The sequence below is a fragment of the Flavisolibacter ginsenosidimutans genome, assembly GCF_007970805.1.
In the GTDB taxonomy this organism is placed as follows: Bacteria; Bacteroidota; Bacteroidia; order Chitinophagales; family Chitinophagaceae; genus Flavisolibacter; species Flavisolibacter ginsenosidimutans.
In genome coordinates, this window is the sequence record NZ_CP042433.1 from 3,526,969 (window position 1) to 3,544,083 (window position 17,115).

Genomic DNA, 17,115 nt, shown 5'->3' on the forward strand with positions numbered 1-17,115 from the left:
CATCACAATCCAGTAAACCCCGGTTCTAAATCTTACTTCTAGAATAGATACCGATACATTTCATCTACCCTTCCCATGGTGATGATTTCGATGTCAAATTTCTTTTTGCTCAAACCTTTCTGGTTGTACTTCGAAACAATGATTTTGCTGAAGCCCAATTTTTCCGCTTCGGCAATGCGTTGCTCAATGCGGTTAACGGCGCGAATCTCGCCGCTCAACCCTACTTCGCCGGCAAAGCAAACGTCATGCGGAATGGTCGTGTCTTCATAAGATGAAAGCAAGGCCGCTAACACAGCCAAATCAATAGAAGGGTCTTCCACTTTTAAGCCGCCGGCGATGTTCAAGAAGACATCTTTCACGCCAAAATGAAAGCCGCCGCGTTTTTCTAGCACGGCTAACAAGAGTTGAAGCCTTCGCGTATCAAAGCCGCTAACGGTGCGTTGCGGCGTTCCGTAAACCGACTGGGTTACGAGTGCCTGCACTTCGATTAACAATGGCCGTTGTCCTTCAATAGTAGCCGCAATGGCAATACCGCCAAGGTCTTCTTCTTTTTGCGTAATGAGAATTTCGCTTGGGTTTACCACGGGGTTCATGCCGTTGTCGTTCATTTGGTAGATGCCCAATTCGGCGGTGCTGCCAAAGCGGTTTTTTAGCGTTCGCAAAATGCGGTAAGCATAATGACGGTCACCTTCAAACTGCAACACCGTGTCCACCATATGTTCTAAAAGTTTGGGACCCGCTATGGAACCTTCTTTGGTAATGTGACCAATTAAGAACACAGGCGTAGAGGTCTCTTTTGCGAACTGTTGAAATTCGGCAGCGCATTCTCTTATTTGCGAAACGGAACCAGGTGATGATTCAATAAAAGATGATTCGAGAGTTTGGATGGAGTCAACGATGATGACCTGTGGCTTTAGTTTTTTTATTTCCTGGAAAATAACGTTCGTGGATGTTTCGGTAAGCAGGTAAAAGTTTTCGCTTTGAATACCCAAACGGTCAGCTCGCATTTTAATTTGTTCGTCGCTTTCTTCACCGCTGATGTAAAGAACAACCGCGTCTTTTAGTTGCAAACCCATTTGCAAAAACAAGGTGCTTTTGCCGATGCCCGGTTCTCCCGCTACCAATACAATGCTCCCCGGAACAATGCCGCCGCCCAATACGCGATTGAGTTCCGCATCTACGGTTAACAACCGCGAATGGTCTCTCATTTCTACTTCATTGAGGTGTCTTGTTTTCTTTGTGCTCCCGTTTTCACGGTAATCCTCCCAATCGTTTGCGGCCTTCTTGTTGTCTTTTTGAATGAGTTCTTCTACCATTGTATTCCACTGTCCGCACGACGGACATTTACCCGTCCACTTTGCGCTTTCATACCCGCATACCTGGCAGAAATACGCTGTTTTTACTTTCGCCATTTTTTAAAATTAGTCCAATTGAAAAAGAAAAAATGATGCTGTTGCGTGCAGTTGGAGAAGGAAGAATTTGCGGAGAAAATCTCAGTAAAAAGGGCTGGTCTTTCGACCAACCCTTTTACTTACTAACCCATTAAATTCTGACACTAAATTACAATTCTGCGGCACTTTACAAAATTATTTTTTGGCCTTGTGCAAAACTTTTTGAGGGATTTAAGAACTTACTGTCATCTAAAATCCTTTTCTAAATAATTGATTTTCAGAACTAAAAAAAGCTTTTTCAAAATACATTAAAAATATTCCGGCTGTTAAACTGTCACGAAAAATCATGCAGAGCAAGGTTAGACTGCCAAATTTTGGCAAGAATTATTTTGAGGGATGTTTGGACACAGATTTGAGCAAAAGAAGGAAAAAAGAACTTCCTCATGACACCTTCAATTATGCTTGTATCATTGATTTTTATTGGCATCAGCATGCTCGTCTCTTCAATACTGAAGAGCCGGTTTACTGCTTACAGTAAAATTCCCTTGGCTGCACGGCTCACCGGCAAGGAAATAGCCGAAAAAATGCTTCGGGAAAACGGGATTTACGACGTTCAGGTGGTTTCGGTAGAAGGCTTTCTTTCCGACCATTACAATCCCGCCAACAAAACCATCAACCTCAGCCCCGAAGTTTACAACAATTACACCGTAGCGGCCGCGGCCATTGCCGCCCATGAAACGGGCCATGCCGTTCAGCACGCAACCGCTTATACCTGGCTGAACCTGCGGAGCAAACTGGTTCCGGCGGTGCAGTTCAGTTCCACAATTGTTAACTGGGTTTTGCTGATTGGCGTTTTTATGGCGGCTTCAGGCAATCCAACTTTGTTGCTGGCTGGCATTATTTTGTTTGCAGCCACGGTGATCTTCTCGCTCATAACGCTGCCGGTTGAATTTGACGCTAGCCGTAGGGCTCTACAATGGCTGCAGCATACGAATGTTACAAATGCCGAGGAGTATCCAAAGGCAAAAGAGGCCCTTAAATGGGCTGCCCTTACTTATGTTGTGGCTGCGCTTGCTGCCATAGTAACTTTGGTTCAATACATTTTAATCTACGCAGGAAGCAGAAACAGACAATAGATAAAAAGACTGATTATAGACAAGCCGCAAACTTTTTGCGACTTTTTTTAGCTGTGCAGCGAAACAAACCGTTTAAATGCCTATTTTACCATTGACAATTTTTAACGTTCATTAACATTAAAATTCTGCACATGAGAAAATTTTATTTCTGCGTAAGCATGTGCCTCCTCATGCTTACCCAAGCGGCAAATGCCCAAAAAAAAATTTCCGGCAGGGTCATCAGTAGTTCCGACCAACAGCCGGTACCCAACGCAACGGTTCAGATAAAAGGAACACGCACCGCTACGGTAACCGGCAGCGATGGCTCGTTTTCCCTGACAACAACCGAGGCCAACCCCGTTCTGGAAATTAGTTCCGTCGGGTTTATGGAAAAATCGGTTTCAGCCTCAAACGGAATGACAGTGAGCTTGGAAACGGACGCACGGTCGTTGAGTGAAGTTGTTGTAACCGGCGTGGGTGCGGCGACGAGTAAAAAAAGAATCGCAATCTCGGTGGAAACGGTTACACCCGACAAGACGACGCCAGTCCCCAGTGCCTCCGTTGATCAATTTTTGGTGGGCAAGGTAGCCGGCGCACAAATTCAGAGCACAAACGGCAGTCCCGGTGCACCAACACAAATTTTGCTGCGGGGCATCAACACGCTTCGTGGTGGCACATCTCCAATGATTTTGCTTGATGGTATTGAGATCAGGGCCACAGATTTGAACAGCCTTGATTTGAATGCCATTGAGAGAGTCGAAATCGTGCAAGGTGCAGCGGCCGCTACCCAATACGGAGCGCAAGGCGCAAACGGCGTGATTCAACTCTTCTCAAAAAAAGGTAAGCAGGGAAGAACCAGCATTGACGTCTCTTCCAGCGTGTCGGCCAACTCGCTTTTGAACATCGGCAAAGTGCACAAGGCCTATTTTCATAGCTTACAAACCAATGCCAATAACGAAGTGGTTGGGGGAAGCGGAAATCCATTGGTTTTTGATCCCCTTCTCGGTACGTACACGGAAAACGTTGTTTGGAACAGTTTGGACCCCAACAACAACAACAACAAGCCGTACAACCGAAACCTTTCCTGGTACGATCACAACAAAATGTTTTTTCAAACCTCGTACACCACCAATAACTCAATCGCGATTTCGGGAGCAAGGGACAGAATTGACTTTAATATCTCCGCATCGGATAACCGGCAAAACAGTACGTTCAGGGGTAATGGTTATTACAGCCGTTCAAACCTCAATTCCAACCTCGGTTTCGAGCTTTTCAAGAACTTTAAGGTTAGAAGCATTACGCAGCTCGTTTACACGAGAAACACGCAACTGGACCCTACGGGAAGAACGATTATGTACGCCGTTAACAACGGACGCCCTTTTGCAAATTTTCAATACCAAAACCCCAACGGCGATTACAGCGTTTACCTGGGTGATGCTGTGGGGGTAAACCACTACAATCCTTTTTACGAGGACCAGTATGCAGACGTAAAAGACAACAAGGTTGACATTGTTCAAAACTTCAATGCCAATTACCACTTCCCAAAGTTTCTTGAACTTGATGTCAAGTACGGGTTAAATTACCAACACCAGGAATTGGTTTATAACATTGCCAGCCAAGTAAACAACCTGAACGCCGATTACTGGCAAGTATGGGCCGAGCAAGAATTTCCCAGGACCAACTACGGCAGCCCCTCCGCAAAAGAAGAAACGGGCGAAATTGACCACAAGCAGTACAAAACCCTGTTTCAAAATCTGCTGACAACGGCTACCATCCGCACGGATTTTGAAAACGATTTTCATCTGCGCATTCCCTTGCGCACAACCACCATTGTTGCTTACGATTACCGCCGCAACGATTTTAATCAATACATCACTTATGGCCTGACAGCGCCGATTTATACACCATACACGGCAAGCCAAATGGCCTCTTATAAAATTGAATCCGATTTTAGCCAGCCTTTTTTAACCTACGGTTACCTTGCTCTGCAACGCTTTGAATGGGGAGACATCGGAGGTTTCTCGGGCGGTTTTCGCAGAGACTATTCATCTGCGTTTGGCCGGGCCGTTACGCCGCAAAACTTTTACAGGGGCGACGCTTACATTCGGCCATCCGGCTTTAAGTTTTGGAAAAACACCAGCCTCGGAAACACCTTCACCGACTTTAAGTTACGGGCAGCTTACGGCGAAGCCGGCATTCAACCCGGTGCTTTTGACCGTTACATTGTTTTACAAACAAGAAACCTTGGCAACAGCGTCGCCTTTTCTTTCCCTACACAAAACCCAAATCCAAATCTGAACGTTGAAATTTCCAAAGAAATTGAAGTAGGGACCGACATGGGCTTTTCCGTGTTGAAAAACGGAGCCTTGCTGCGCAACGCAAACCTTTCGTTCACGTATTGGAAACGCAGTACCGACAATACCATTTGGCCGGTGGATGCAGCCCCGTCAAGCGGTACCGGAACCGTGCTTACCAACGCCTTTGGTTTAACCTCAAACGGCATACAGGCTTCGCTTAATCTGAACGTATACAGCGGTAAAAATCTAACGTGGAACTTTACAACCTTGTTCTCTAAGCAAAGCTCGAAAATCAAATCCATTGTCGGTACGGAGATTCCTGTTACATCCGCCGCCGGCAGTACAAACTATGTTTTAAAAGCGGGTGAAAAAATAGGACAGCTTTACGGGTATCTGATGCTTCACAGCGTTGGCGAAACCGATGCAAACGGCAATCCTTACATCGCGAAAGCAGACCAATCAAAATATGAAGTGGCCAGCAACGGATGGGTGGTGAACTCAAGCACCAAACAGCCTTACGTTACGCCGCTGCAATACAGCTTTGGCGACCCTAATCCAAAGTTCAACATGTCGTTTAACAACGAGGTTACGTTCAAAGATTTCTTAACCTTTAGCATGCAATGGGATTGGGTACACGGCAGCCATCTTTACAATCAAACAAAAGAATGGATGTACCGCGACGGCATTCACGGCGACTACGACAACCAAATCACGATTGGAGGGCAAGCCGGTGCCTGGACAGCTTTCTATCGCGGCGTGTACGCTCAGGTTTCACGCAACGGTACCAAGAATTATTTTTATGAAGATGCTTCTTTCACTCGCTTAAGAAATATTTCTGTAGCACTCGACGTTGCCAAACTTGTTCGCCTGCCGTACTTCCAACGACTGCAGTTGGTGTTGGCCGGCCGCAATCTGGTCACCTTCACCAAATACACAGGTTATGATCCGGAGGTCAGTTCCGGCGATACCAATTCTGCATTCGACAGGGGCGTAGATCACAACACCATCCCCAATCTTAAATCCTATCAAATTGGTTTGAACATCGGTTTCTAACTCCTAAAATTTTGCGTCATGAATCGAATAAAAATTAGTGTATTGATCTTTTTATGCGTTGCGTTGCTGGGCTCGTGTAAAAAATCATTAGACATAAAAAACCCCAATCAACCAACACCCGAAAGTGCCAACACCGAATCCGGTATAGAAGCCTTGGCACAAGGCGGTGTTTACATCAATGGCTTTAGAGATTTAAAATACGGCGACGGTGTCTTCGGTCTTTATTGGTCCGGCGCCATGGCTTTCCACGAGCTGATGGCCGACGTTATTCAGGCTGAAGCCGCCAATTCTTTCCTGAATCAAATCGGGGTACCGAATAAAGTCATCTTAAGCAGCGGCCAAGTGCTGCTGAATCCTAACGCACCCAACCGCCAGATTGATTTGGTGCGTGCAGTGAACATCAATTCCAACCAGGGCAGCAATTTCACGTACTACGAGTGGGCCTACATGTACGCCATGAACAACGCGATGAACACGGTTTTGAGCATTGTTGACAAAGTGCCGTTCACCGGCAATGCGGCTTCTAAGAAAGCCGCCATCATTGCGTGGGCACATTTCTGGAAGGGCTATGCTTACAGTCGTATTGGTTCAATCTATTACGCGGGATTGATTGTAAATACCCCGAACGAAACCAACGGCAACTACGTTACAAAAGAACAAATGATAACGGCCGCAAACAGTGAATACGATCAGGCAGCAACTGCGTTAAGTTCGGTTACCAGCGCCAGTGATTATTCAACCGTATTGACGGCTCTCATTCCCCAATTTAACCGCGTTGGAAATGGAGGCGTTCTCACCGCAGATCAGTGGAAGCACACCATCAATACGTTAAAGGCAAGAAACATTCTGGTTAACAAAACCGTTTCGCAAATGACGGCAGCCGATTGGAACCAGATTCTCACGCTGACTTCAAACGGCATCACATCTACCGATAAAATTTTCACGGGACGCTCCAACGCCAACGGTGATTTCCTGGCTTCTTCGGGCAGCGGCACTGTTTCAGGACGAACGCAATCCAATGCCATCGGCGGCAATACGTACAAAGTGAGTGAACGGTGGGTACAAGATTTCAAGCCCGGCGATAAACGCAAAGACAATAATTTAAAGCAGGGCAGCCCGTGGATTGGCAACGTTGACCGCGGACAGGCATTTAACACACGCTGGACTTTGGTAAACGGCGGTAACGGTTTGCCTGGTGTAAAAGTGTATGCCAACACAGCGGTTGGTGCTTATGAATTGCCGTTGGCCGGTAGTTATGAGGAGAATGAATTGATGAAGGCCGAAGCATTGATTTACACAAGCCAAATAAATCAAGGACTGCAAAGCATTGACGCCGTTCGTACGTATCAAGGTGCAGGTTTGGCACCGGTAGCAGGAACGGGCCTGACGCAGGCACAAGCCGTAGCGGAATTGCGAAGCGAAAGAAGAGTAGCGCTTCCTTTCCTTGGCCTTTCCTTTTATGATGCCCGCCGTTGGGGACGCATTTATCCAATTGCGCAAGGCGGCGGCAGAACGCCTGCGGTGGTTGTAAAAAATGACGGCAGTGTTGACAACAACGCGACCATCGAGTATGACTTTTTGGACTATTGGGATGTTCCCGACAATGAGTTAGCCTACAATCCTGCGGCTACCGGAAGCGCACCGACAAAAAACCCGAAATAACAATCGTTCTTTAAAACAAAAACCCCGAATCACTTCGGGGTTTTTTATTTGGCAAGCAATCGTCAGAGCTTTATTTCATCACCGTTGGCATCAAAAAATTTAAACTCGGTGAGGTGGTAACCTGTATCGGGAGTAACGGTAATCTTCGGACCGTATTTCTTTTTCCACTTGGCCGCTTTGTTGTTCCAAAACCAGCCCTTCGTCAGGTAAGCGTGAAGAATGGGATGTGTAACAATTGTGAGTGCTTTGTGGTTGTGCGTGGCGAGATAAGCGATGTTCTTTTCCATTTCGTCTTCCAGCAAAAGCGTGGACGAAATCTTCCCGGTTCCGTTGCAGGTTGGGCAAACTTCCTGGGTTTGAATGTTCATCTCCGGCTTCATGCGTTGCCTTGTAATTTGCATGAGGCCAAATTTGGAGATGGGCAATACGGCGTGTTTGGCCCGGTCGGTTTGCATAAAACCGTCCATCGCTTCCAGCAATTTCTTTTTGTGCTCCGGAAGCTTCATGTCAATAAAGTCAACGACGATGATGCCGCCAATGTCACGCAGGCGAAGCTGCCGGGCAATTTCTTCCGCCGCCTCCAGATTCGTTTCCAGAGCGTTTATTTCCTGGTTGTTGCCCACGCTTTTGTAGCCACTGTTCACATCAATCACGTGCAGGGCTTCCGTGTGTTCGATGATGATGTAGGCGCCGCTTTGCAGATTTACCGTTTTACCAAAAGACCCTTTGATTTGCTTCGTTACGCCAAAAGCGTCAAATACCGGCGAACCGTTTTGATGAAATTGAACAATCTCCGCTTTCTCCGGCGCTACTTTCTGAATGTAGTTTTTGGATTCGGTGTAGATGTTTTTGTCGTTGGTAACGATTTTGTTGAAGTCTTCGTTCAACAGATCACGCAAGATGGAAGCCGTTTTTGTCTGCTCACTTAAAATTTTCGTGGGCGGAACCGCACCGCGTAAATTATTTTGGATAGAAGCCCACATAGCCGCCAATTCCGAAAGGTCTTCGTGCAGTTCGGCGGTGTTTTTTCCTTCGGCGGCGGTGCGTACAATCACGCCAAAATTTTTCGGCTTGATGGATTCAACAATGCGTTGTAACCGCTTTCTTTCTTCCGACGAATGAATCTTGCGCGAAACTGCAACGATGTCGTTAAAAGGCGTTAGCACCACAAAGCGTCCGGGCAAAGAAATTTCGCAACTCAGTCGCGGACCTTTGGCGGCAATAGGCTCTTTTAAAATTTGTACGAGGATGTTGGGCTTGCCGTTCAGGACTTCGTTAATCTTCCCGGTCTTGACGATTTCCGGCTCTACGGAAAAAGTAGCGAAATCAAGCCCACCGGGTGTTTTGTCGTTGATGGCAAGCTGGGTGAATTTTAGCAGCGAACGGGCATAAGGACTTAAATCGGTATAATGTAGAAAGGCATCTTTCTCATAACCTACATCTACAAAAGCGGCGTTCAGGCCGGGGATGAGTTTTTTTACTTTTCCCAGATACAAATCACCAACGGCAAAACGGGCATCGTTCTTTTCGCTGTGAAGCTCCACTAATTTTTTATCCTCTAATAGGGCTATTTCCACACCGGTTGGCGTGGAATGAATAATCAATTCCTTGTTCACACTACAATGTCTTTAAATAAATACGGGCCTGTTCATTTTTTGCCGTTGCGAAATGGAGGATTGTGCAATTGAGGGAGCAAATTGATGGGAACTGCAACCGGTTGAATGAACGTAGCCACAAAAGGACGACCGGAAGCTACGGGGCGTGGCTTCCGGTCTGTCTAAAGAACCTTATTTACGCTTTTTGTGACGGTTCTTTCTCAATCTCTTCTTGCGTTTGTGCGTCGCAATTTTATGACGCTTTCTTTTTTTACCACACGGCATAGTTCAAAAATGTTTTAGTAATTATTTGTTTTTTAACTGGGTTATTCGCTTCTCTATTTCTTTCTTCATCTCCGGTACGGTCACCAACGGAAGTGCTTTCTGATAAGCCTCCGCTGCTTCCTTCTTTTTGTTCATTCGTTCGTAGGTATCGGCCAAAAGCAGTGTGGCTTGTAAACTGGACGGCTGCAAACGTAAAACATTCTGTAAACGCTCTACCGCTTTGTCCAATTGTCCCGACATCAGGCTTGCTTCGGCCAGCGTCAGTTGGGCATAAACGTTTTCCGGCTTGTGTTCCGCTACGTCGCGTATCATGCCAATGCCTTTCATCGGCATGTCCAGGCCGCCGTACAAAATAGTAGCGCCTAACCCTACTTTCGCTGAATCGTTTTCCGGGTTCAGCTTCAAAGAACGTTGAAACAAATCCTGGGCTTGTTCGGCTTCCCAATGTTTAAGCTGGTGGGCTTCTTCGTTGCTCAGGGCATCCAAAAATAAACGGGCAGCAAAGGAAAGGGATTTTTCCGAATTCTCCAACCGGGCTGCTTCGGCGGTGTAGAAGGCATAAGGATAGAAAGCCATCGGCGTAAAGGTGCGGCCACTGTCAGACCAATACCGGGCTAGTTGGTGCATTAGGTGCAGCTTTTGCTCAGCTACATCGCCGCGTACAACGCTGTTTTCGAGCGATGCCAACCGGGCCGCCTGTGCTTGCGGGAGATTTTTCTTGGCGTAATACAAAACGCTGTCGGTGCCAAAGCCGTCGTCGTGCGGCAAATGTTCAGCCATTGCCGGCTGCGGTTTCTTTGCCTTTCGTTCGCCAAAAATCGAAGCCTGTGTAGCGGCAAAAAGGCCAATCACCAAAAGAATAGCAACGCTAAGCGTAATCCACTGAGGTCTGTTCATACATCTCTGCTCCTGTTTCGAAGAATTAAAACAAGAGCGGCAAAGTTACTCGGCAACGGCGGTTTTTTTCACATCGGCCACAAACTCCTTTGCTGGTTTAAAGGCCGGGATGAAGTGTTCGGGGATGTGAACGGCCACATTTTTTTTGATGTTGCGGCCAATTTTAGCGGCTCGCCTTTTGGTGATGAACGAACCAAAGCCGCGGATGTAAATGTTTTCTCCCTTTGAAAGCGACTCTTTGATTTCACGGAAAGCGGTTTCCAGTGTCATCAAAACATCTACTTTGGGGATGCCGGTTTTTTCGGAAATCTGGTTAACTAAATCTGCTTTTCGCATAGTGGCTTTTTTATTGTTAACGAAACACCAATATAGCACAAAGGTGCGTGACTGTCAACAGAATAGAAAAAATCTCAGCCTAAATTAGTCCTTTCTCATTTATGAAAGAAGAAAGCGGGGAAAAAGAGGTTTTAAAGACCGGGAAAAGAGGAGCCGACTTTGCAAACGCCTTGTTGCATTGGAACCGTACCGAGAACCACCGGCAGATGCCGTGGAAGGGCGAAAAGGACCCGTATAAAATTTGGCTCAGCGAAATCATGCTGCAGCAAACACGGGTGGAACAAGGTCTGAAATATTATCAAAATTTTATCGAAGCCTTCCCGAACGTACATGTCTTGGCCGCAGCACCGGAAGCCAAGGTTTTTAAAGTGTGGGAAGGATTGGGTTATTACTCCCGCTGCCGCAATTTAATGACAACGGCCAGCCATGTTTCCAATGAATTGAACGGCATTTTTCCAAAAACTTACGAGGAACTTCTGTCTTTGAAAGGCGTGGGCAGCTATACCGCTGCGGCAATTGGTTCCTTTGCTTATAACCTGCCCTGTGCTGTATTGGACGGCAATGTTTTTCGCGTATTGTCGCGCATTTTCGGCATTGAGGCTCCAATTGACTCTACCCAAGGCAAAAAAACTTTTTCTGCGCTTGCACAAGCTATTTTGCCAAAAGGCCAGGCCGGCGAATACAACCAAGCCATCATGGATTTTGGGGCCATGATATGCAAGCCTTCGCCGCTTTGCGACGCCTGCTTTTTTCAGCAGAAATGCACCGCTTACGTTGAAGGCAAACAAAGCATTCTGCCCGTAAAAGAAAAAAAGACGGTTTTGAAAAAACGTTGGCTGAACTATTTTATCGTACAATGCGGCGATGAGGTTTTGGTACAACAGCGGCTGGAAAAGGACATCTGGCACGGCCTGCATCAGTTTGTTCTGATTGAAACCAAGAAGACCTGCAAAACAAAACAGTTGGAAGTTTTGTTTCAAAAACAATACGGGCTGGAAAACTACACGATCGTGGATGACTGGAAAACGCAGCAACATCTCTCGCACCAAAGCGTGTGCTTTCATTTTGTGCACGTAAAACTGAAACGAAAAAAGAAAGTCGAAAACTATACGTGGACGAAGTTTTCCGATGTAAAGGAGCTGGCTTTTCCGCGGGCCTTGCAACAAATCGTTGCTTCAAGATTGGGCGTTTGACGTTCAAGGTTTATGCCTGCGTATCATGGAAAACATCGAAACAGTGGTGATGCCACCACCTCAAACATTGGATCTCCAACTTCCAACTTTCGTGCTGGCCGGAAATTTGATGAATCTTTTTAAATTTACAGAGAGGCAGCATTAGACGAAATTTATTCTAACGATTAAACCGTAATTGTATGAGAGGCGTAAACCGAGTGATGCTCATTGGCAATTTGGGAAAAGACCCGGACATGCAGTACCTGGAAGGAAACATCGGCGTAGCTAAATTTCCACTGGCCACGACCGAGACCTTTAAAGACCGGTCAGGGAAACTGGTTTCGCAAACCGAATGGCACACCGTGGTTCTTTGGCGCGGACTGGCCGAACTGGCGCAAAAGTATCTGCACAAAGGCAGCCTGGTTTACATCGAGGGCCGCCTGCGCACCCGCAGTTGGGAAGACAAGGAAGGCATTCGCAAGTTTGCCACCGAGGTGGTGGGTGATAATTTGATCATGCTCGACAAGCGCACCGACCACACCGGCGCGGCTCCGCATCCAGCTCCCCATGCGGACAACGAAATAGAAAATTTTCCGGGCACCGATGCACCCGTGGGCGACCCGGGAGACTTGCCTTATTAAGCGTTCGCGGCTAACAAACAACTAGAAAATGTACAAGGCAGGCAGCCGTCCTGCCTTTCTTATTATTTTTGAACCAAAACCTTTGCTTTGGATTATTACGCGGCCTGCGGGCTTCTCCATATCCTTCTACAAAATCCTTTGGCCTCGCAAGGCACCGTTTTAATGGCGGTATTGCTCTTGGTTCTTTTGTTTTTAAGCTTTCTTGTTTCGGGAGCCGAAGTAGCGCTATTCTCGCTGCAGCCCCGCGACGTAAACATGCTGAAGACGAAACAGCACGATGCGGCCAAGCGCATCACATCTTTGCTTGAAAACCGAAAGGAGGTTTATACGACGTTGCTCATTGCCGGGGGCATCTTCAACATCTCCATCATTTTTCTTGCTTACCTGCTTTTAGCGCCACTTAAAATCATTACCCTCCACACGTTTATTGACATTGACCTGGAGATCCTTGTCAAAATCATCATCATTGCCTTTGTACTGGTTTTTGTTTGCAAGATTTTGCCCAAGCTCTGGGCCACACAAAACACCTTGCGCTTTGCTTATACATCGGCGGCACTGGTAGAGGGATTGCACCTGCTTTTGGGTAGCATCAGTGCCCGCATGGTAAGCATTGCCGACAGCATCTCCAAAACCAGCGGCGCCGATGAATCCGATGCCGTAAGCATGAGGGAATTGGACGATGCCATTGAAATCACAAACGTTGAAACAAGCGTTGAGGAAAAAAATATTTTAAAAGGCGTCGTAAAGTTTGGCAACATTACTGTGCGGCAAATCATGCGCTCAAGACTTGACGTGAATGGATTGGAATACGGCGCACCGTTTGCCGAAGTAGTAAAGAAGGTGGAAGAACTGCATTACTCGCGCCTGCCGGTTTACAAAAGCAGTCTCGATGAAATAGTGGGTGTTTTAAACACAAAAGACCTGTTGCCTTACCTGAATGAAACAGACTTTGACTGGCACGGCGTTATTCGCTCTACCTTGTTTGTTCCCGAAACAAAATTGATCAAAGATTTGCTGACGGTTTTTAAAACCAAACGCATTCACTTTGCCATTGTGGTAGATGAATTCGGTGGCACCAGCGGCATTGTCACGATGGAAGACATTCTGGAAGAAATCATCGGCGACATACGCGACGAATTTGATGAAGAAGAAAACACCGTCCGCAAGGTTGATGACCATACCTATATTGCCGATGCCAAGGTGATGTTGCCCGATTTGTGCCGCGCCATGCGCCTTCCCATTGACACCTTTGATGCCGTGAAGGGCGAGAGCGAATCGCTGGCAGGATTGGTATTGGAAATCGCTGGCGAACTGCTTCAGCCCGAACAAAAAGTAACCAGCGGCGATTTTGAATTTACCGTACTGGAGACCGAAAGAGCAAGAATTAAAACCGTGAAGATCTTTGTTAACCATGAAAGTGAACAATAGGCAATTCGTAATCGGCAATCAGCTACCGGCAATGAAAAGCATCACCGCCTGCTTATTGCTCATTGCCTGTTGTTTTTTCACTGCATGCAACAGTGACTTTGTGCAGAAGGAACGCGGTTATTTTAAAATTCCGATGCCGCAAAAAAAATATCAACTCTTTGACAAAGCCGGCTTTCCATACACGTTTGAATATCCGGCATATGCTACCATCATTCCCGACTCTACTTTCTTTGACGAAAAAGCCGAGAATCCTTACTGGATCAACATCTTCTTTCCGCAGTTCGACGGCGAGCTGCATTTAAGCTACAAAGACATTGGCCGCAACAAATTTGACACGTTGATAAAGGATGCTTTCACGATGGCATACAAGCAGCACACGTCCATTGCATCGGCCATCAAGCCCGTAAAGTTTGTGATGCCCAACCATGTAAGCGGCATTTACTTTACACTGAAAGGAAACGCAGCCACGGCCAACCAGTTTTTCGCCACCGATTCGGTAAAACATTTTTTGCGCGGCGCACTCTATTTTAACGCTCCGCCTAACGAAGATTCGCTTCGACCCGTCAACAATTTTTTGCGCGAAGACATGCAGCACCTGATTGGCACCTTGCGGTGGAGATAATTTCGCGTGAGATGTGAAAAGTGAAACGTGAGACCGTCGTTCACGACGGTTTAAATGATTTTACAATCTCACGTTTCACACCTTGCGTCGGTATCTTTGCCCCATGATCCAAATTGAAAATGTGTTGGTGAGTGACGATGTGGTGGAAGCGAAATTTGTTTGCGACCTGCACAAATGCAAGGGCGGCTGTTGCGAAGACGGAGATGCCGGCGCGCCGCTTGAAAAAGAAGAAAAGAGGCTCCTTGATGAAATATTTGAAGCCGTTAAACCTTACCTCACACCCGAAGGCCTTGCCGCCATTGAACGGCAGGGCAAATATCTTTACGATCATGAGTTTGGCTGGGTAACGCCCACGGTGAACGGCGGCGTTTGCGCTTATGGCTATCGCGATGAAAAAGGCATCATCAAATGCGGTATTGAACAGGCTTATTACGATGGAAAAGTGAAATGGAAGAAACCAATCTCCTGTCATCTTTTTCCCATAAGAATTGTAGAAGCAAAACACGCCACGTACGTAAATTACGAACCCCGGGAAGACATGTGCAACCCGGCTTGTGCATTGGGCAAGAAATTAAAAATGCCGGTTTATCAGTTTTTAAAAGAACCTATCATCCGTAAGTTTGGCGAAGAGTTTTACGAGGCACTTGAACAAGTGGCGATTGAGTATTTTGAGGCGAAGCAGAAATAAAAGCCGCTGTTATCTGCTGTAATTTCGATACATCTAAAATGCGTGAATATGAATTACGGTCCTATAAACATTGACCCGGAAACCATGGGCGGCACGCCGGTATTTACGGGAACCAGAGTACCAATCCAAACACTTTTTGATTACCTGGAGGGTGGCGATGCTTTGGAAGAATTTCTTGACGATTATCCGAGTGTTTCCAGAGAAGCCGCTGTCAGCGTTTTGGAGATAGCGAAAAAAACGTTGACAACCGAAAAATCATTGAATGAGAATTTTGCTTGACGAAAATCTCCCACGGCAATTAAAATCAAGTTTCGACCCTCCTCACGAAGTAAAAACCGTCCGTGATTTGGGGTGGCTCGGCAAGAAGAACGGCGAGCTTTTAGGGCTGGCAGTTTTTAACGGATTTGATTATTTCATTACACTGGATAAAAATCTTCGTCATCAACAGAATCTTGGCCGGGTTGACCCAAAAATCAAAGGAGGGAACCTGCAAAAATTGAACGAAATCTCCTGACACTTCCGGAAACAAACTTTATGTCCGAACAATCATCTTCCTTCAAAGCCAAAAGCACGGTGAAAGCGGCCGATAAAGAACACCGCCGCAAAATCAACTTCAACATCGCCCGTTATAACGCGGTTGTGCCCGTGGGCAAGCAGCAGTTTACCGATGTTCACCTGGCAAGAGAGCAGGCAAAGAACGTCAAATGGAAAGCCATTGAAACATTGGATCAACAGCTTCAAACCTTTGAAGAGCAAATTTCAAAGCGGGGCGCAAAAGTGTTGTGGGCCGAAACAGCCGACGACGCATTGGCCGAGATACTAAAAATCTGCACCGAAAAGAATTGCTCCACCGTTGTGAAGAGCAAGAGCATGGTAACGGAAGAACTGCACCTGAACAAGTTTCTGGCAAAGCACAACATTGAAAGCGTGGAAACGGATCTCGGCGAATACATTCAGCAGTTGGATGACGAACCGCCTTACCACATCGTTACGCCAGCCATGCACAAAAGCAAGGAAGATGTGGCCAAACTTTTTACGGAGAAACTTGGAACAGCACCCAATCTTACACCAAGTCAGCTCACACTCGTTGCACGGGAAAAGCTTCGCGAAAAATACACGCAGGCCGAGATTGGCATTACCGGCGCCAACTTCATCATCGCTGATGAAGGCGCCATTGCCGTTACCGAAAATGAAGGCAACGGACGCTTGAGTGCATCTTATCCAAAAACACACATCGTCATTGTTGGCATTGAAAAAGTCATTCCGTCTTTAACCGATCTCGGATTGTTCTGGCCCTTACTGGCAACCTTTGGCACAGGGCAAAGAGTAACGGTTTACAACACCATCATTGCCGGCCCAAAACAAGTAACTGAAAACGACGGCCCCGAAGAGATGTACGTCATTTTGCTCGACAACGGCCGCACCAATATTCTGGCAAATCCCAAAACCCGCGAATCGCTTTATTGCATTCGTTGCGGCGCTTGTTTGAACGCTTGCCCGGTTTATAAAAACATCGGCGGCCATGCATACGGCACTACGTACAGCGGGCCGATTGGTTCGGTTATTACGCCACATTTAAAAGATTTGGGCGACTGGAAACATCTCAGTTATGCCTCTTCGCTTTGTGGCAATTGCACCGAAGTTTGCGCGGTAAAAATTAACCTGCACGAATTGTTGTTGGAGAACCGTCACGAAGCCGTTGAAGAAGGCGATGCAGCCTTTGCCGAAAAGATTACCTGGAAGGTTTGGAAACAGGCCATGCTCAGCCGCCGCATCATGAACACGGGCACGGGCAGCATGAAAAACAAGGTGGTGAACGGCTTGGCGAAAAGTTGGACGCAGCATCGCGCCAATCTTGACTTTCCGGCCAAATCGTTTAATCAATTGTGGCGCGAAAAAAGTAAAAAGTGAAAATTCAAAAGTAAAAAAGAGG

Annotated in this window: 15 protein-coding genes; 11 read left to right on the forward strand and 4 right to left on the reverse strand. The window is 46.7% G+C overall.

Going from position 1 to position 17,115, the window contains the following annotated elements; all coding sequences use genetic code 11:
- Positions 1–38: 38 nt before the first annotated feature.
- A complete protein-coding gene (gene radA, locus FSB75_RS14895) occupies positions 39–1,412 on the reverse strand; it encodes a DNA repair protein RadA (RefSeq protein ID WP_146789108.1) in 1,374 nt (457 codons plus the stop codon).
- 422 nt (positions 1,413–1,834) lie between these two features.
- On the opposite strand from radA, the gene FSB75_RS14900 reads away from it, so the two are divergent.
- From FSB75_RS14900 to FSB75_RS14910, 3 genes are all read left to right on the forward strand, one after another.
- Entirely contained in the window at positions 1,835–2,527 is a 693-nt protein-coding gene (locus FSB75_RS14900; RefSeq protein WP_146789110.1) for a zinc metallopeptidase, read from the forward strand.
- Between the two features lie 131 nt (positions 2,528–2,658).
- Positions 2,659–5,856 (forward strand): SusC/RagA family TonB-linked outer membrane protein, encoded by a 3,198-nt coding sequence (locus FSB75_RS14905; protein ID WP_146789112.1) that lies wholly within the window; start codon positions 2,659–2,661, stop codon positions 5,854–5,856.
- Positions 5,857–5,874: 18 nt separating this feature from the next.
- Positions 5,875–7,518, forward strand: a complete 1,644-nt coding sequence (locus FSB75_RS14910) for a RagB/SusD family nutrient uptake outer membrane protein (protein ID WP_146789114.1) — start codon at positions 5,875–5,877, stop codon at positions 7,516–7,518.
- Between the two features lie 62 nt (positions 7,519–7,580).
- Here FSB75_RS14910 and FSB75_RS14915 read toward each other — a convergent pair whose 3' ends face one another.
- The 3 genes from FSB75_RS14915 to FSB75_RS14925 all read right to left on the reverse strand — a co-directional run bounded on the left by FSB75_RS14915 (position 7,581) and on the right by FSB75_RS14925 (position 10,631).
- Complete coding sequence (locus FSB75_RS14915; RefSeq protein ID WP_146789116.1) at positions 7,581–9,134, reverse strand: Rne/Rng family ribonuclease; 1,554 nt, start codon at positions 9,132–9,134, stop codon at positions 7,581–7,583.
- A 285-nt stretch (positions 9,135–9,419) separates the two neighbouring features.
- Positions 9,420–10,295, reverse strand: a complete 876-nt coding sequence (locus FSB75_RS14920; protein WP_227990598.1) for a tetratricopeptide repeat protein — start codon at positions 10,293–10,295, stop codon at positions 9,420–9,422.
- Positions 10,296–10,340: 45 nt separating this feature from the next.
- Complete coding sequence (locus FSB75_RS14925) at positions 10,341–10,631, reverse strand: HU family DNA-binding protein (RefSeq protein WP_146789118.1); 291 nt, start codon at positions 10,629–10,631, stop codon at positions 10,341–10,343.
- Between the two features lie 101 nt (positions 10,632–10,732).
- Here FSB75_RS14925 and mutY point away from each other — a divergent pair, with 101 nt between their 5' ends.
- The 8 genes from mutY (at position 10,733) to FSB75_RS14965 (ending at position 17,093) form a co-directional block, all read left to right on the forward strand.
- Positions 10,733–11,824, forward strand: a complete 1,092-nt coding sequence (gene mutY / locus FSB75_RS14930) for an A/G-specific adenine glycosylase (protein WP_146789120.1) — start codon at positions 10,733–10,735, stop codon at positions 11,822–11,824.
- Positions 11,825–12,003: 179 nt separating this feature from the next.
- Complete coding sequence (locus tag FSB75_RS14935) at positions 12,004–12,444, forward strand: single-stranded DNA-binding protein (protein ID WP_146789122.1); 441 nt, start codon at positions 12,004–12,006, stop codon at positions 12,442–12,444.
- An 87-nt stretch (positions 12,445–12,531) separates the two neighbouring features.
- On the forward strand, positions 12,532–13,872 hold the full coding sequence (gldE, locus tag FSB75_RS14940; protein ID WP_146789124.1) for a gliding motility-associated protein GldE: 1,341 nt from the start codon (positions 12,532–12,534) through the stop codon (positions 13,870–13,872).
- Between the two features lie 31 nt (positions 13,873–13,903).
- Complete coding sequence (gene gldD / locus FSB75_RS14945; protein WP_146789126.1) at positions 13,904–14,494, forward strand: gliding motility lipoprotein GldD; 591 nt, start codon at positions 13,904–13,906, stop codon at positions 14,492–14,494.
- 103 nt (positions 14,495–14,597) lie between these two features.
- Positions 14,598–15,182, forward strand: a complete 585-nt coding sequence (locus FSB75_RS14950; RefSeq protein WP_146789128.1) for a DUF3109 family protein — start codon at positions 14,598–14,600, stop codon at positions 15,180–15,182.
- A 48-nt stretch (positions 15,183–15,230) separates the two neighbouring features.
- Positions 15,231–15,461: a DUF433 domain-containing protein gene (locus tag FSB75_RS14955; protein ID WP_146789130.1), complete on the forward strand. Its 231-nt coding sequence runs from the start codon at positions 15,231–15,233 to the stop codon at positions 15,459–15,461.
- Positions 15,445–15,696 carry a DUF5615 family PIN-like protein gene (locus FSB75_RS14960; protein ID WP_146789132.1) on the forward strand — a complete coding sequence of 84 codons (252 nt, stop codon included), beginning with the start codon at positions 15,445–15,447 and terminating at the stop codon, positions 15,694–15,696. Before FSB75_RS14955 ends, FSB75_RS14960 begins: the two co-directional genes overlap by 17 nt.
- A 20-nt stretch (positions 15,697–15,716) precedes the next feature.
- The gene (locus FSB75_RS14965; RefSeq protein WP_146789134.1) at positions 15,717–17,093 is read left to right on the forward strand and encodes a LutB/LldF family L-lactate oxidation iron-sulfur protein; all 1,377 of its coding nucleotides are present in this window, start codon (positions 15,717–15,719) and stop codon (positions 17,091–17,093) included.
- Positions 17,094–17,115 lie beyond the last annotated feature (22 nt).

Excerpts from the sequence above, each read along its gene's own strand:
- FSB75_RS14965 (WP_146789134.1), top strand. The coding sequence starts at position 15,717 with ATGTCCGAACAATCATCTTCCTTCAAAGCCAAAAGCACGGTGAAAGCG.
- FSB75_RS14950 (WP_146789128.1), top strand. The coding sequence starts at position 14,598 with ATGATCCAAATTGAAAATGTGTTGGTGAGTGACGATGTGGTGGAAGCG.
- FSB75_RS14920 (WP_227990598.1), bottom strand. The coding sequence starts at position 10,295 with ATGAACAGACCTCAGTGGATTACGCTTAGCGTTGCTATTCTTTTGGTG.
- mutY (WP_146789120.1), top strand. The coding sequence starts at position 10,733 with ATGAAAGAAGAAAGCGGGGAAAAAGAGGTTTTAAAGACCGGGAAAAGA.
- FSB75_RS14935 (WP_146789122.1), top strand. The coding sequence starts at position 12,004 with ATGAGAGGCGTAAACCGAGTGATGCTCATTGGCAATTTGGGAAAAGAC.
- FSB75_RS14955 (WP_146789130.1), top strand. The coding sequence starts at position 15,231 with ATGAATTACGGTCCTATAAACATTGACCCGGAAACCATGGGCGGCACG.
- FSB75_RS14925 (WP_146789118.1), bottom strand. The coding sequence starts at position 10,631 with ATGCGAAAAGCAGATTTAGTTAACCAGATTTCCGAAAAAACCGGCATC.
- FSB75_RS14960 (WP_146789132.1), top strand. The coding sequence starts at position 15,445 with ATGAGAATTTTGCTTGACGAAAATCTCCCACGGCAATTAAAATCAAGT.
- FSB75_RS14905 (WP_146789112.1), top strand. The coding sequence starts at position 2,659 with ATGAGAAAATTTTATTTCTGCGTAAGCATGTGCCTCCTCATGCTTACC.
- FSB75_RS14910 (WP_146789114.1), top strand. The coding sequence starts at position 5,875 with ATGAATCGAATAAAAATTAGTGTATTGATCTTTTTATGCGTTGCGTTG.
- radA (WP_146789108.1), bottom strand. The coding sequence starts at position 1,412 with ATGGCGAAAGTAAAAACAGCGTATTTCTGCCAGGTATGCGGGTATGAA.
- gldD (WP_146789126.1), top strand. The coding sequence starts at position 13,904 with ATGAAAAGCATCACCGCCTGCTTATTGCTCATTGCCTGTTGTTTTTTC.
- FSB75_RS14900 (WP_146789110.1), top strand. The coding sequence starts at position 1,835 with ATGACACCTTCAATTATGCTTGTATCATTGATTTTTATTGGCATCAGC.